A 14,007-nucleotide genomic window follows, 5' to 3' on the forward strand; every position below is an offset into this window, starting at 1 on the left:
ACTTTACTGTTGCTTTTGGTCAAAAGTAAGTCTTATTCCCGCAAGTAGATTAAATCCAACTACCTGGTAATTATTCCAACGTTGGTATGTATTATTGAAGATATTATTGAATTGCCCCCACACGCTGATAAGGGGGTGAACTTTAAATTCCATACCTGCATTCAGGTCAAACGCACCACGGAGACGTTCGCTGCTTCCGCTTATATCTTTCCGGTACACCGCTCCCTGCCATGAAAGAAGATCTGCTTTCACCATGATCTTTTTGCTCGGCTGCCAACGCAGTGCCGCACTCAATTCAATCGGCACAAAGTGCCAGGGTCTTGCCTCGTCTTGTTGATTAAGAAAATTATAGATATCCATTTTAGCGCTGGCATTAAACTGATCCTGCAAAACAAAACCTATTTCGCCCTGTGTGTGCAATGCCTGCAGTTTTCCTTCACGCAATACTTCAAATAATCCCGGCCGAACATGATTACTAAACAATGGAATACTCAGGTACTCCAGGAAACCGGTTTGCACACGGTAATTGAACGAATTGGCAAGTGTTCCTTTAAAACCACCATACAACTCAGTAATGCGTGTATTGAATTGTGATAACGGCTGATTGATCCACGGATTTTTTGATACAAGATGCTGATAGGTATTCTTCTGCACATAGCCTGTCCAGCCACCGGTTAATATGATTTTCTTTTCCTGCAGATGAATGTCGAGTAAGACATCGGGCAGCACATTTAATTTACCCTGATCCCATGTTGGACGGATCCCAGCCTTAATAAACAACCTCGATGTTTTCAACATAGCCGCAGCATTCAGGAAAAACACATTGTTGGTATAGGCTTCTCCGCCGGTTGGCGTATAAGTAGTGAGATCAAAATTGCCACGCACCAACAAACCAAAGCTGTTGCCAAATCTTACTTCCACGGGAAGATCAAGTACTCCGTTCGTTTCGGTTGAACGGGTATCGCTGAACACATTGATATTAAGATCGGGATTGTAGCTGATGCCGAAACGGTTAACAAATGCATTGCGCACTCCTGCCCTTATGTTGATGGTTTGGTATGGCTTCTTTAATGAATCCTCTTTTGAATTGGCAAATACCGGATCGGGGCCGTATAAAAAGAAAGATTGATTTTGATAACCGGCCTTGCCATACACTTCAACATTTTTTACAACAGAATTGATATTGGCCGAAAATGCCGTGTTGCTGAAACGCTGCACTCGCAGCTTACCTCTTTGCGACAGATGATTCGCAAATAAGGTGAAGTTTGTTTTCTTACCGTCGCCTAATGTAAAACCCGCATCTAATAGCGGTGTATTGTAGTTGCCGTAACCTACCTTGATATAATTACTGTTGTGCGCCTGTCCCGCCGAATCAATTTGCAGTGACATTGGCTTTAAGCCAACCGGCTGCAGGTTAAAATATAAATTCTGAACAGGAATATTGTAAGCCAGATTGGGTGCGCCTGTTTCAGGAGCTGGCGGTGTTGCATTGAAATTAAGTTTCACTGCATTTTTCAACACAGGCTTAAATGCTGACACAATTTCAACAGATTGTTTTTTGGTTGTATCCTGTGCAAAAACAGCTGCAGACGTAAAACAAAGTGCCAGTGAAAATATAAATCGTTTGTTCATGTTCATTAATTCGTTGTTGGTTCATCTAAAGCTCCACCGCTAACCAGGCTTCCGTACCTCTCAACTACGCCAAAGCTTCGTTGAGCAGGCTTACCTCGTACTTCTAACTTCGTACTTATCACTATCCTTCAATCTTCGAATTCTTCTTTTCTTCTTCAGTTACCTGTTGCAGTTTTGTCTGTGCTTCCTGTTTTAATTGCAGGTTGGTAGCATTGTCTACAACACTCTGATAGGTTGCTTTCGAATTGAAGTAATCTTTTTGCTTCAAATAAATATCTCCAAGTAATATGTATGATTTGGTTACCCAGAAATCATACGAACCACTTTTGTTGATCACTTCAAACGCAGCTTTTTCTGCATTGGTCAGGCTGTTGAGATCAAATTGACATTTGGCAATTTCATACCTCGCTTCTGCTGCCCACTCTCCTTTGTTGAGATTCACCACAGCACGGTACGATTGAATGGCGAGATCATATGTGTTATTCAACTGATGATTTCTTCCGGTCACAAGATTTGATAACGCTTTATCATCATTCCCTGCACCTTTTGCGATCAGCAGATCTTTTGCTACATCAGCGGCTTGCTTGTATTCTTTCAATTGATAATGACAACGCAATAATCCACGCAAAGCTTCTAACCTGCTTTCATCTGTTGTGGCAACAGTACGCAGAATTTCATAATAAGGTTGTGCCTTTGCATAATCTTTCAATTCAAAATAATAAGAACGGGCAGCGATCAATGCACTCTTTTCTGCATATTGGCTGCTACCCTGCTTCGCTACATACTCATAACCCGGCAATGCACCCTTCCAGTCTTTACGCAGCATAAAACATTCACTACGGTTATAATGAGCATCCAACGCATTGGCGCCATTCGGAAAACGAGTGAGATAACTATTGATCTGCTCAACAGCACCTGTACAATCGTTGTTATTGAGTTTCACTTCAACTGCAGCGTAGGCCAATGAATCAGCTTCGCTGGCTGAAACATTTTTACCAGTTGAACGGATGAAGGCTTCGTATTCCTGCGGTCTTCCTGTTTCTACATAAATAGCACGTATGTTTTCCAAAGCAAATGCTGCCTCTTCACTGTTTGGATATTGCTGTAATAATTTCTTGTAGTTATCTAACGCTTCCTGGTTTTTATTAAGGTTACTGTAGCAAACAGCTAATTGTAAAAGTGCAGTTTGTTTAAAGCCTGTGTTCTGCGCCGCATTGATCACATTGTTGAGGAAAGGAATCGCTGCCTGGAATTTTTCATCGGCCATATAGGTTTTTGCAATTTCCATATTGGCATCAGGTACTAAATTGCTGCGTGGATACAAACGTTGCAAGGTGCTCATCTGATCGATCTTGCCCTTGCTGTTATTAATTCCGGCGAGCATTGCTTTTTGATACAATGCATAATCTGCATTTGGCCATGAATAATCAATTGCTTTTTGATACATGCTTAATGCAGTGGTATAACTCTTCTGCATAAAATAACAATCAGCTAAACGGATATGCGCATCCTGGTCGATTGGTGCGGAGTTAAGTGCTACACGACCAACTGCTTTTTGAAAAAATCCCTGTGCAACCAAAAAGTTTTCTTTGCGCAGGTAACAATAACCCATGTTGTAATTCGCTTCCTTCACGGTTGCTTCACCCATACCCGGGTTTCCGCTTTGCAAAAACTTATCATAGAAGCGAATGGCGTCATCCAGACGATCATTACGGTAAGCGATCTCTCCTTTCCAGTAGTTGGTCAATGGAAGAACCGGCGCATTGTATTTGTCTTTTAAAATTTTATCCAGCAGCTCATCGGCTTTGTTCAACTGACCATCATTGATCAACTCAGCAGCACGACCATACAACATGCGTGGATAGAGTTTCTTTGTTGATTCCGACGGATCGACAAGCGACTCCATTAAAGAGATGGCATCTTTATAGTTGCTTGTGCCTGTGAGTAGACCCACCAATAATTCTTTTGCTTCATTACTATAAGTACTTCGGGGATACTCATTCAAAAAACGTTTGAATTCGCTGATGGCTACACCCTGGTAACCTAACTCATACGAAAGCTTTGCATAGTTGAATAAGGATACTTCACGCTGTTGCTGATTGCTGTTATTGGCAGCACAAAATGCAAAGGCATTCCTTGCATTTTCTTTCTGATTTGTTTTTAGATAAGCATCACCCAGCATATACATTGCACTCTGGCTAAGCGAATCTTCACTGCCACTTAACTGTTTAAAACCGTCGATAGCTTTGGTCAGTTGATTATTTTGATAATAGCTATAACTGAGTTCGTACAGATCCTGGCGGGATACTTTATCTGCTTTGTTTACGTATTCTTCTAATAACGGAAGTGCACGTTTGTAATCTTTCTTTTCGAAATAGGCATGACCAAGCAGTTGCTTCATCTCCAGATCATATAATATGTTGGGACGCTTTACTGCTTCTTCGGCGATCTTGATGGCCTTATCTTTTTCTCCACGGAAATAATAGATTGAAGCAATATAGAATGGAACGATCTTGCCATACTCAGGATGATCTTTCACTTTTTCAAAACAGCCCAATGCTTCATTGTATTGCTTATCGTTGTATGCAAGAAAACCGTAAAAATAATTTGCATCGAGGTAATGCTTATCATCCGGCATTTGCCGAATGGTATTGAACAAAGGCTTCGCCTGACCGTAACGCTTTAAATGAAAATAGCTATACCCCATTCTGAATTTTGATTCAGATATCTGTTCATTATTCAAGCTGGCGATCTCTGCCTTTTCATAAAACTCCAATGCATCTGTAAACAATTGCTTGCGGAAATAATAATTCGCCAAATGAAAACTCAATTGCTGTGTGCGTGGCATATTATGTACCACCGTAATAAACTCCCGACTGGGTTGTACAGCTCGTTCATCGTTTTGTTGCAAGCCACAAGCCAACAGATAATAATCGATCTCCTGCACCTTTATACCTGCATTAAGGATGGTGGAGCTTTGCACTTCCTGCTTCAACTCACGCAATAACGGCATCGCCAAACTGTATTGATCAGTTAGGAAATATTCCTGAGCCTGCTTGAATTTTGCGTTGGGATCGTTATTAATAGCTGTTACCTGCGCACTCACTTGCACAGAAAAGCACAAGAGCAGGAACGAAAGAATGTAAGTAATGCGGTTGTTCATTGCCGGGTAAACGTTCATCGTTGGTAAATATTTTAACCTGTCGCTTAAAGTCCGTTCGTCGGGCTAAAGGTAAATTGTCCTTTTCCTTTCAAACACCATTCCAGATTTTTGTGGATAAAAGTTGAGCTTCCGTTAATTTCGCAACCTGGAATCAATATTCTTGAAACGAACTGCAATGATAGTCTCATTTTTCATTGCGGCTAAAACTACAACGGAGACATGAAGAAACTCTTATCTATTAACTATTCTGCCACAGCTTTTAACATTTCATTCTTATTATTGAGGCTTGTTTTTGGTATCAGCCTTTGTGTAAACTATGGTTACGACAAGCTCGTGAACTTTGCAGACAGGAAAGATCATTTTGTAAATCTCTTCGGAATCGGGAGTACGGCCACACTTGCATTAGTTGTGTTTGCAGAGTTCTTTTGTTCCATTTTTGTGGCCATTGGATTATTTACACGCTTCACCGTATTGCCTATTGTTATTGCAATGGGTTATGCATTTTTTGTTTCGCATAACAGTGCCTTGTTTGCAAAAGGCGAAGTAGCAGCCTTATATTTAACAGGCTTCTTTGCTATTTTACTATGTGGCCCGGGCAAGGCAAGTGTTGATGGAATGATCAAATAAAAGAAACCATGTTTAACAGTGAAACCAATATAAGGGTGCGCTATTCGGAAACGGATCAGATGAATGTGGTATATCATGGAAACTATGCCCAGTATTTTGAAGTGGCAAGAGCTGAAGCCATTCGTGAAATGGGTATTACTTATAAAGAAATGGAAGAGATGGGAATTGTGATGCCCATTGTTGAACTGCACACCAAGTTTCTGCGGCCTGCAAAGTATGATGATCTGCTGACGATCAAAACACAATTGCGTGAACTGCCAACCGACCACAGGATTGAATTTCATCATGAAGTGTATAATGAAGAAGGTAAACTTTTAACCATTGGCCGTGTTGTATTGTATTTTTTAGATGCTAAAACAATGGCCCGGAGTGCGATGCCCTCTGCTTTGGCAAATCATCTTCTGCCCTACTTCAATTAACTTCATTTATAAATTCACTCCATGCAGCAACAATCAATCTACGCCTCCATCATTACCATTGGAGATGAATTATTAATAGGACAAACCATTGATACGAACAGTGCATGGATGGCACAGGAGTTAAATAAGATCGGTGTTTGGGTGAAACGTCGTGTAGCCGTTGGAGATTCAAGAAAAGACATCTGGCAGGCATTGGATGAAGAATCACAATCTGCACAAATTATTTTAATTACCGGTGGACTTGGCCCAACAGCCGACGATATTACCAAACCATTGCTCTGCGATTATTTTGCTGGCAAAATGGTAGTAAATGAAATGGTACTGGAGCATGTAACAGCTATTTTTCGGCGCTTGAACCGTCCTATCATTGAACGTAACATGAAACAGGCCGAAGTGCCTGATGTATGTACAGTGCTGATGAACAAACGTGGCACAGCGCCAGGCATGTTATTCCGAAAAGGTAACTGCATTTATATTTCAATGCCGGGTGTACCACATGAAATGAAAGGCATTATGACGGATGAAGTTCTGCCCCTGTTGAAACGGGAATACAAAATGCCGTTTATCCTTCACCGTACATTACTGACTGCAGGTGTTGGCGAATCATTTATTGCAGAAAAGATCAGTGCATGGGAAGAAGGACTTCCTTCAGATATTAAACTTGCATATTTACCAAATTATGGCATGGTTCGTTTGCGCTTAACCGCCACCGGTGCAAACAAAGAACAACTGGATGAACAGCTTGACCATCTCTTTGCAGAACTGCATGTTCTTGTAAAAGAATGGTTGATCGTTGCTGAAGATATACCGCTTGAACAGGCATTAGGAAACCTGTTGTTAAGCAGGAAGAAAACAATGGCAACGGCCGAAAGTTGCAGCGGTGGTTATATTGCTCATTTAATTACTGCCATTCCAGGTTCATCAGAATATTTTAAAGGAACAGTGGTGGCCTATGCTTATGATGTAAAGGAAGATGTGCTGGGTGTGCAACATTCAACACTTGAAACAAAAGGTGCTGTGAGCGAAGAAACAGTAACTGAAATGCTCAACGGTCTCTTACAAAAAACCACAGCTGATTACGGTATTGCTACAAGCGGTGTTATGGGGCCGGGCGGTGGTACAGATGACAAACCCGTTGGTACGGTATGGGTAGCAGTTGGTTCAAGAGAGAAGATGATCGCAAAAAGATTACACTTCCGGTTTGACCGATTAAAAAATATAGAATTAACGGCAACAAATGCTTTGCTGATGCTGTTCCAGTTTATTGAGGGAGAGCAGGATAAATAAGTGGCCAATCCTTACCTTTGACGCCTATTAACGATTGTTTGTCCAGGTTACCGGTGCAGTTGTCAGTAAGATGATACCTGCAGTGTGGCACAAGTGAGTGACACAACCGGTGATGAATAAAGTTCCCTTTGCTGGTCAACAAAAAAATAAAACATCAAATTATTATGGCTTTAGTTGATTTAGTAATGCCTAAGCTCGGTGAAAGTATTATGGAAGCAACCATTTTGCGTTGGCATAAGAAACCGGGCGACAGTATTAAAATGGATGAAACTGTACTTGACATTGCAACGGATAAAGTTGACAGTGAAGTGCCAAGTACTGCTGAAGGAGTTTTGAGCGAAGTATTGTTCAGTGAAAATGACGTGGTGCCTATTGGTGCCGTTATTGCACGCATTGCAACAAACGCTGCTGAAACTATTGCTGCACCACCCGTTGTAACTGCTCCTGTTGTTGAATCGGTTGCTGAATTTGTTGAAGAAGCAATTCCTTACCAACCTGCAGGTGCTAAAGTAAGTGCACCAACAAATGGTATTCGTTTTTACTCACCTCTTGTGCTGAATATTGCAGCTCAGGAAGGCATTGGGATGGCAGAACTGGAGAAAATTCCGGGTACAGGTAATGATAATCGTGTTACTAAGAAAGATATTCTGCAGTATGTGAGCACAAGGAAAGGCGGAAGCAGTGGTTATACTCCCCAAGCTGCACCTAAAGAAGATGTATTGGTTGTGCCAATGAACAGAGTTGAACAGCCAGTGCAACAACCTGCTCCTGCTCCATCCATGGCACCGACAGTTTACAGCGGAAATGTAGAGATCATTGAAATGGATCGTATGCGTAAGTTGATTGCTGATCACATGGTGAGAAGCAAACAAACGAGTCCGCATGTAACCAGTTTTACCGAGACTGATGTAACCAACCTTGTACAATGGCGTGATAAGATGAAAAAGGAATTTGAAAAACGTGAAGGAACGAAGATCACGTTTACTCCTTTGTTCATTGAAGCAATAGTAAAGTGCATTAAGAAATATCCATTAATCAATAGTTCAGTTGATGGCGACAGGATCATTGTGAAGAAAGACATCAACATTGGTATGGCTACTGCTTTACCAAGTGGCAACTTAATTGTACCTGTGATCAAAAATGCAGATCAATTGAATCTCGTGGGCTTAACCAAACAGGTTAACAATCTTGCAGATTCTGCACGTAACGGTAAACTGAAAGCTGATGATACAACCGGTGGAACGTTTACGTTAACCAATGTTGGAACCTTTGGTAGTTTGATGGGCACACCGATCATTAACCAGCCACAGGTTGCAGTTTTAGCAGTGGGCGTTATTAAAAAACGTCCGGTGGTGATTGAAACACCAATGGGCGACAGCATTGCCATCCGCCACATGATGTATTTAAGTATGAGTTACGATCATCGGATCATTGATGGCAGTCTTGGAGCTACTTTTTTAACGGCTGTAGCAAATGAGTTGCAGAATTTTAATCCCGATAGAGATTTGTAATCACATCAATGTATAAATTGAAATCCCGGTTCAGTTGAACCGGGATTTTTTATCTCTAATATTTTTTACGTTCGAAGCTATACTTCTTACCTTTTCGTTTTACAATAAACAGGTTATCGTACTCTGTTTCCGCAAGATCAGTTAACAGCGACTGTCCCATCATTTTATTTACAAGATCATCAACGGTATTTGAATGACCAACCAGCAACACGTCACCTTTTTGAATTGCTTTTACACGGTCAATAAATTTATCAACTGTATCTCTTGGTGAATATAATTGTATGGTCACTCCTTCCGCTTCACTCAATGGCTTAGCAGTTGATTGTGTACGGATATAGGGAGTTGAAAAAATTGCAGCAAATGATTTGTCCTGCAATAATGTTTTCAGGTTTTGTGCCCGTTGCTCGCCTTCTGCACTCAACGGAACATCGCTGCTCATATTAGCGTTGGCTGTTGCTTTTTCTGCATGGCGCACAATGTAATACGTATTTCGGCTGCAGGATGACAAAAGAATCAACAGAAAACTAATCGTTAAAACAGATGATAAAGTTTGCTTGGGGAAAACTGGCATGAAACAAGGTTTTAAATTATTGAATGAGTTTTGTAAATTTAAGGAACAAAAACCCAGTAAAACTCCTCGTGTATGAAGACTTTATCCGAAACCTGGTTTGCCGATGGCTTTATTGACTTTGAGCTGAAGAAGTATACCCTGCTCGCCTACTTGCAGGAAGTAAATAAATATTTCAACGAAGCCAAATTGTATCCGCAACTTGCGGATGTGATCTTTCACTATAACAATCTTGTTGCCTTCAGGGAAAATAAAAAATACCTCCAGGAACAATTCCCGAAAAAACTGACAGGCATACAAATCGAAAAACTTCAGTTGCTGTATGAACAGATGATTGAAGATGATGAGCTGATGCAGGAACTGGAAACCATTATGCATTATTCCATTGCCACCATGAAAACGACGATTTCAAATGGCACAGAGATCTATGAAATGGTGGAGCAAAGTATTTCAATTTCTCCAATAGGCATCATACCTCTTGACACAAGAGAAGGTTATTTATTTTTACGTAACACCAATGCCAAACAGACAAAAGTGTATCAATACCGTCTAAGTTTTTTTGAGCGTCATGATGAGCAATACCGCACATTGAAAACAAATTTTGTTGATTCGTGGATCAGTAATATTGTAAACACTTACGAGAATATTAAAGGTGAACTTATCCGCAATAAAACTGAATTACCTAACCCGGCGGTGTATAGTATTGAAACAAATCTTTCTTACCCGGTGGAAGAAACATTTTTACCAATTGCAAAAAGAAGTTTTGTGAAATTCCTGAGTGCTGCGTAGAATCAGAATTGTTTCAGCAGTTCATCAAATTTTATCCAGTAAATATCATCCAGTCCGTTACCTGGACCGGAAAGTTGTTTCTTTAGTGTTGATGCCGTAACAGGTTTATCAAACGGGCCTGTATGCATATTTCTGTTACTCGTAAAGAACAACGTGCGTTTATCCCAACTTACAAACGGGCAATAATCCAATCCTTTTGAGTTAACCAATGCACCGAGATTCTTCGCTTCCTGCCACTCTCCTTTCGCATCCTTTCTACTGATGTACAGATCACCTTTTCCTAAATCATCTTTACGACCGTAACCGGTAAATAAAATAAACTGCTCATCAGGATCAACAAAAGCATTGAACTCATAGCCTTTTGAATTGACTGCTGTTGAAACAGGAACAGGTGATTGGTATTGACCGTTCCTCCATTCACACATGAAAATATCTTCTTTGCCTACTGCATTCTCAAGTTGAGCAGTAAAATAAAGATTACCGCTCTTTGCAATGGATGGATAGAATTCATCATGCGGAGAGTTTACTGAGAAGCCTAAATGAACAGGTTTTCCCCAACTGCCGTTTGAGTTTTTTACGACATACCAAAGATCAAAATCATTTGTAGTATCAGTTGCATCAACTTTCCGATTGCTGCTGAAGAATATCTTTTTGCCATCGGGTGAGAACTGTGCTTCAAGATCATTATACATTCCTGAAAACGGCGCAACCTGCGCTTCGCCCCATTTGCCATTCTTCAGTTGAATGTGCATGATGGTGCTGCTGATAAAATCTTTGTGCTGAATAGTGAAAAATAGTTCATCGCCTTTTGGAGAAATGGTAAAGTCACGGTTGATCAATCCGTCAGAAATAATTCCCTGCGCAAATACCATTGGTTTAGCTGTTGCATTTCCCTGATTGAGATAATTTACCTGCTGTGCTTCGGATTGTAAAACAAACAACAAACTGACAATTGTGATAAGGTTGCGCATAACGTGATTTTTAAATGAAATCAAAAAAGGCCGGAGACAAAGTCCGGCCTTTTATTACTGAGGTTTTATTTTACAAGATCAAATCCCCAATCAATGCCTTTGTTTGCCGCAGGCACACCTTCTACCATCCACTTGGGCATTGGTGCTCCTTTCAGGTAATGATCAAAGAATTGGCTTAAACGAACTGAAAGATCTTTTCTGTTCCTGCGTTCAACGAGATTATGATCTTCATCATTGTATTGCAAGAACCACGCTTTCTTATCTAAGCGACGTAATGCTGTAAAAAACTCAATACTCTGGTACCAAGGCACAGCACCATCTTTATCGTTATGCATCAACAACAATGGTGTTGTTACTTTATCTGCTTTAAACAATGGTGAGTTTTTAGTATATAAATCAGGACGTTGCCATGGTGTTGCACCTAAACGTGTTTGTGAACGCTCATACTGGAACTGTCTGCTGATGCCTGCACCCCAACGGATACCACCGTAAGCACTGAACATATTTGCCACAGGTGCACCTGCACCTGCTGCTGCAAACATTTTTGTGCGTGTTACAAGATATGCAACCTGGTAACCTCCCCAGCTTTGTCCCTGTATCGCCATTTTTGTACTATCAACAAATTTCATTTTGCTGAGATACTTTCCGGCACTCACTACAGAGTTGTAGGCACTTTCGCCCGGCTCTCCATCTTTATAATAAATGTTTGGATCAAACACGAGATATCCATTGCTTGTGAAATAAGCAATGTTTATTGTTGATGCACTCGGTGCCGGTGTGCGGTAACCATAACGTGTATCTGAATTACGTTCGTAGAAATAAAAGATCACCGGGTATTTTTTGTTGGGATCGAAATTCTCAGGCTTGAATAATAAACCTTCTGATTCTTTACCATCAAACATTTTCCATTTATGCAATTCAACCGTGTACCAGTTGTAATCTTTTTGCTGCTCATTGATGGAGCTTAATTGTTTAGATGCTTTGTGATCCTGTGCAGTACTCATTGTTGTAGAGAAGAGGCTTGCACTCATTTGAGGAGTCATAGCTGTATAAATCAATACATCGCTATTCTTTCCTTTCAATACATTGTTGCTATTGATCACAGCAGGATTAGTTACTGCTATTGATTCGTTAAGCACAAAATTGCTGCCCAACTTGTGTGTCGTTAAACCGTATCCTTTCTCTTTGTTATCAAATACTCCAAGTAGTAAAGTTTGACCATCTTTTACAAAACGTTCTTCACGATCCAGTTCGCTGTAACGGAAGGTCAATTGCTTTTTGCGGCCAATACCATTGGTGATAGAAACAGGTTTTTCTTTTCCTGTCGGGTCAACTTTCCAGATATCGAATTTATCATACACATACAATGCTGCATCATTTTCATGCCAGCCCATTACGCCATGTGGAGGAGGATCATCGGGATGATCATCATCTTCATCAAACAAAGGAACTTTAATATCTTTTGTTGCTACGACAGTTTTACCCGTTGCCACTTCATACGACATGTATTGATGTGTCTTCCAATCGAACCACATCACAAACTTTCCTTTCGGTGAAATGCCACCACTGCGGATCTTTTTGCCAATCAGTTTTCGTTCACCGTTTTTCACATTTACCAAATACAGATCATTATAATTATGTTGCTCCCATTGATTTTGCTTGCGATAGGGTTTGCTGTCGTAACCAATTGCCACATCTGCATCATCTTCATCCGTTGTAACAACACGTTCCAATGTTTCATTTGCCAAAGGAGTTACGGCAGAAGCATCGCCGTGCAAAACAGTTAAATAGCTGCGGCGCAGTTCATTATTCACCTGTAACAATTGCTGAGGCTGAAGTTCGGGATCATTATAATGCCAGATATCAAGTCGTGCAGTTTCAAACTCAACAAGGTTGGTATCTTTTGGCTGACGGATTGGTGCTAAACCAAAAAATAACCGATCTCCTTTCTTGCTGAATTTATTGGAATAATCAGGACTTACCGTCATCCCTGTTTTTACTGAAGCAGTTGAACGGTCAACACGTAAACGGGCGCTGTCCATGCCGGGTTTGAAATACCAGAGTTTGTAAAACTTACGTAACGCTTTGCTCACGCTGTCACGCTCTGCTACAAAAGCAACCTGCGTACCCGCAACATCCATTGCGTAATTCTTTGCATCATTGAAACCTTGCAAAACAGTATCTACTTTTCCTGTTGAAGTATTCATCCAAAGAACAGCAGATTTACTTAATGTATCGGTATTCTTCCTTGAAGTTTCGATCAACAATACATTTCCGTTTTCACTGAAATAATATTCATTCACCAATTTAAATTTCTTCTCTTCGCCTGTGATTGTATTACGAACGATCAGTTCTGTTCCTTCTTCAACAGGTTCAGCAGTTGGTCTTGCGGGAGGTCTTGCTCCACCTCTCTGAGCTTGTAACACAGTTAAACCTTTTGTTTTTGCTTCATTGGCTTTGTTCTTTAAACTGTCAGCAACCCTCATCAGCGAATCAGCCATTGAAACCATTTTATTGATTTGCGTAAGCGAGTCTGGTTTCGCTGCGGGCTTGGGTGGTTCAGGTAAAGCTTTATCCATATGATAAGCTACCCAGCCATTTCCTTTCTCAGGTGTTTTAAATGTTTTTACCCGGGCCACTTTCCAAACACTATCCTTTCCTAATTCAACAATTGCCAGACTATCTTTTGGCAGTTCATCAGGACGTTTCTTCTTAATTCTTGCATCACGGGTATCTTTGAATAAAGGGCGGATCTTGAAGATCACAAAACGACTATCAGTGGTAATAACAGAACTGTAACCACGGGCAACAGTCTTTTTATAATTACCATTGGTCGATTGAATGATCATATCACCATCACCTTCCTGTGGATTCACCATATACACGACCCATTTACCATCATCACTTATCTGGGCGCCTTGTACACTTTGCCACCGATCGTACACCGAATGATCGAGGGGCTTTTTGGATTGAGCAATGCTTAACAGCGGAACTGAAAGCAGAAGACAAAAAACGAAATTTCTCATGTGCAGTAGTTTTT

At 40.7% G+C, this 14,007-nt stretch carries 10 protein-coding genes; 5 read left to right on the forward strand and 5 right to left on the reverse strand.

What is annotated here, in order from left to right:
• Window positions 1–3: 3 nt before the first annotated feature.
• Complete coding sequence (locus tag H4075_RS12435) at window positions 4–1,632, reverse strand: hypothetical protein (protein WP_182801165.1); 1,629 nt, start codon at window positions 1,630–1,632, stop codon at window positions 4–6.
• A gap of 121 nt (window positions 1,633–1,753) precedes the next feature.
• On the reverse strand, window positions 1,754–4,813 hold the full coding sequence (locus H4075_RS12440) for a tetratricopeptide repeat protein (protein WP_182801166.1): 3,060 nt from the start codon (window positions 4,811–4,813) through the stop codon (window positions 1,754–1,756).
• A gap of 201 nt (window positions 4,814–5,014) precedes the next feature.
• Here H4075_RS12440 and H4075_RS12445 point away from each other — a divergent pair, with 201 nt between their 5' ends.
• From H4075_RS12445 to H4075_RS12460, 4 genes are all read left to right on the forward strand, one after another.
• Window positions 5,015–5,422 carry a DoxX family protein gene (locus H4075_RS12445; protein WP_182801167.1) on the forward strand — a complete coding sequence of 136 codons (408 nt, stop codon included), beginning with the start codon at window positions 5,015–5,017 and terminating at the stop codon, window positions 5,420–5,422.
• 8 nt (window positions 5,423–5,430) lie between these two features.
• On the forward strand, window positions 5,431–5,841 hold the full coding sequence (locus H4075_RS12450; protein ID WP_182801168.1) for an acyl-CoA thioesterase: 411 nt from the start codon (window positions 5,431–5,433) through the stop codon (window positions 5,839–5,841).
• A gap of 21 nt (window positions 5,842–5,862) precedes the next feature.
• Window positions 5,863–7,128: a CinA family nicotinamide mononucleotide deamidase-related protein gene (locus tag H4075_RS12455; RefSeq protein ID WP_220494748.1), complete on the forward strand. Its 1,266-nt coding sequence runs from the start codon at window positions 5,863–5,865 to the stop codon at window positions 7,126–7,128.
• Window positions 7,129–7,292: 164 nt separating this feature from the next.
• Window positions 7,293–8,639, forward strand: a complete 1,347-nt coding sequence (locus tag H4075_RS12460; protein WP_182801169.1) for a dihydrolipoamide acetyltransferase family protein — start codon at window positions 7,293–7,295, stop codon at window positions 8,637–8,639.
• Window positions 8,640–8,694: 55 nt separating this feature from the next.
• On the opposite strand, the gene H4075_RS12465 is transcribed toward H4075_RS12460, so the two are convergent.
• Window positions 8,695–9,210 (reverse strand): SixA phosphatase family protein, encoded by a 516-nt coding sequence (locus tag H4075_RS12465; RefSeq protein ID WP_182801170.1) that lies wholly within the window; start codon window positions 9,208–9,210, stop codon window positions 8,695–8,697.
• Between the two features lie 72 nt (window positions 9,211–9,282).
• Between H4075_RS12465 and H4075_RS12470 the strand changes: the two genes are divergently transcribed.
• Complete coding sequence (locus H4075_RS12470; protein WP_182801171.1) at window positions 9,283–9,996, forward strand: hypothetical protein; 714 nt, start codon at window positions 9,283–9,285, stop codon at window positions 9,994–9,996.
• Between the two features lie 2 nt (window positions 9,997–9,998).
• Here the strand turns inward: H4075_RS12470 and H4075_RS12475 are convergent, their stop codons facing one another.
• Together H4075_RS12475 and H4075_RS12480 are read right to left on the reverse strand one after the other, a co-directional pair.
• Window positions 9,999–10,967 carry a TolB-like translocation protein gene (locus tag H4075_RS12475; protein ID WP_182801172.1) on the reverse strand — a complete coding sequence of 323 codons (969 nt, stop codon included), beginning with the start codon at window positions 10,965–10,967 and terminating at the stop codon, window positions 9,999–10,001.
• A 65-nt stretch (window positions 10,968–11,032) separates the two neighbouring features.
• Window positions 11,033–13,993, reverse strand: coding sequence for an alpha/beta hydrolase family protein (locus tag H4075_RS12480; protein WP_182801173.1), 2,961 nt, complete (start codon window positions 13,991–13,993; stop codon window positions 11,033–11,035).
• Between the last annotated feature and the right edge of the window lie 14 nt (window positions 13,994–14,007).

Origin of the sequence: Lacibacter sediminis, from assembly GCF_014168535.1 — a bacterium.
GTDB lineage: Bacteria > Bacteroidota > Bacteroidia > Chitinophagales > Chitinophagaceae > Lacibacter > Lacibacter sediminis.

Excerpts from the sequence above, each read along its gene's own strand:
- H4075_RS12480 (WP_182801173.1), bottom strand. The coding sequence starts at position 13,993 with ATGAGAAATTTCGTTTTTTGTCTTCTGCTTTCAGTTCCGCTGTTAAGC.
- H4075_RS12455 (WP_220494748.1), top strand. The coding sequence starts at position 5,863 with ATGCAGCAACAATCAATCTACGCCTCCATCATTACCATTGGAGATGAA.
- H4075_RS12450 (WP_182801168.1), top strand. The coding sequence starts at position 5,431 with ATGTTTAACAGTGAAACCAATATAAGGGTGCGCTATTCGGAAACGGAT.
- H4075_RS12475 (WP_182801172.1), bottom strand. The coding sequence starts at position 10,967 with ATGCGCAACCTTATCACAATTGTCAGTTTGTTGTTTGTTTTACAATCC.
- H4075_RS12435 (WP_182801165.1), bottom strand. The coding sequence starts at position 1,632 with ATGAACAAACGATTTATATTTTCACTGGCACTTTGTTTTACGTCTGCA.
- H4075_RS12465 (WP_182801170.1), bottom strand. The coding sequence starts at position 9,210 with ATGCCAGTTTTCCCCAAGCAAACTTTATCATCTGTTTTAACGATTAGT.
- H4075_RS12460 (WP_182801169.1), top strand. The coding sequence starts at position 7,293 with ATGGCTTTAGTTGATTTAGTAATGCCTAAGCTCGGTGAAAGTATTATG.
- H4075_RS12445 (WP_182801167.1), top strand. The coding sequence starts at position 5,015 with ATGAAGAAACTCTTATCTATTAACTATTCTGCCACAGCTTTTAACATT.
- H4075_RS12440 (WP_182801166.1), bottom strand. The coding sequence starts at position 4,813 with ATGAACGTTTACCCGGCAATGAACAACCGCATTACTTACATTCTTTCG.
- H4075_RS12470 (WP_182801171.1), top strand. The coding sequence starts at position 9,283 with ATGAAGACTTTATCCGAAACCTGGTTTGCCGATGGCTTTATTGACTTT.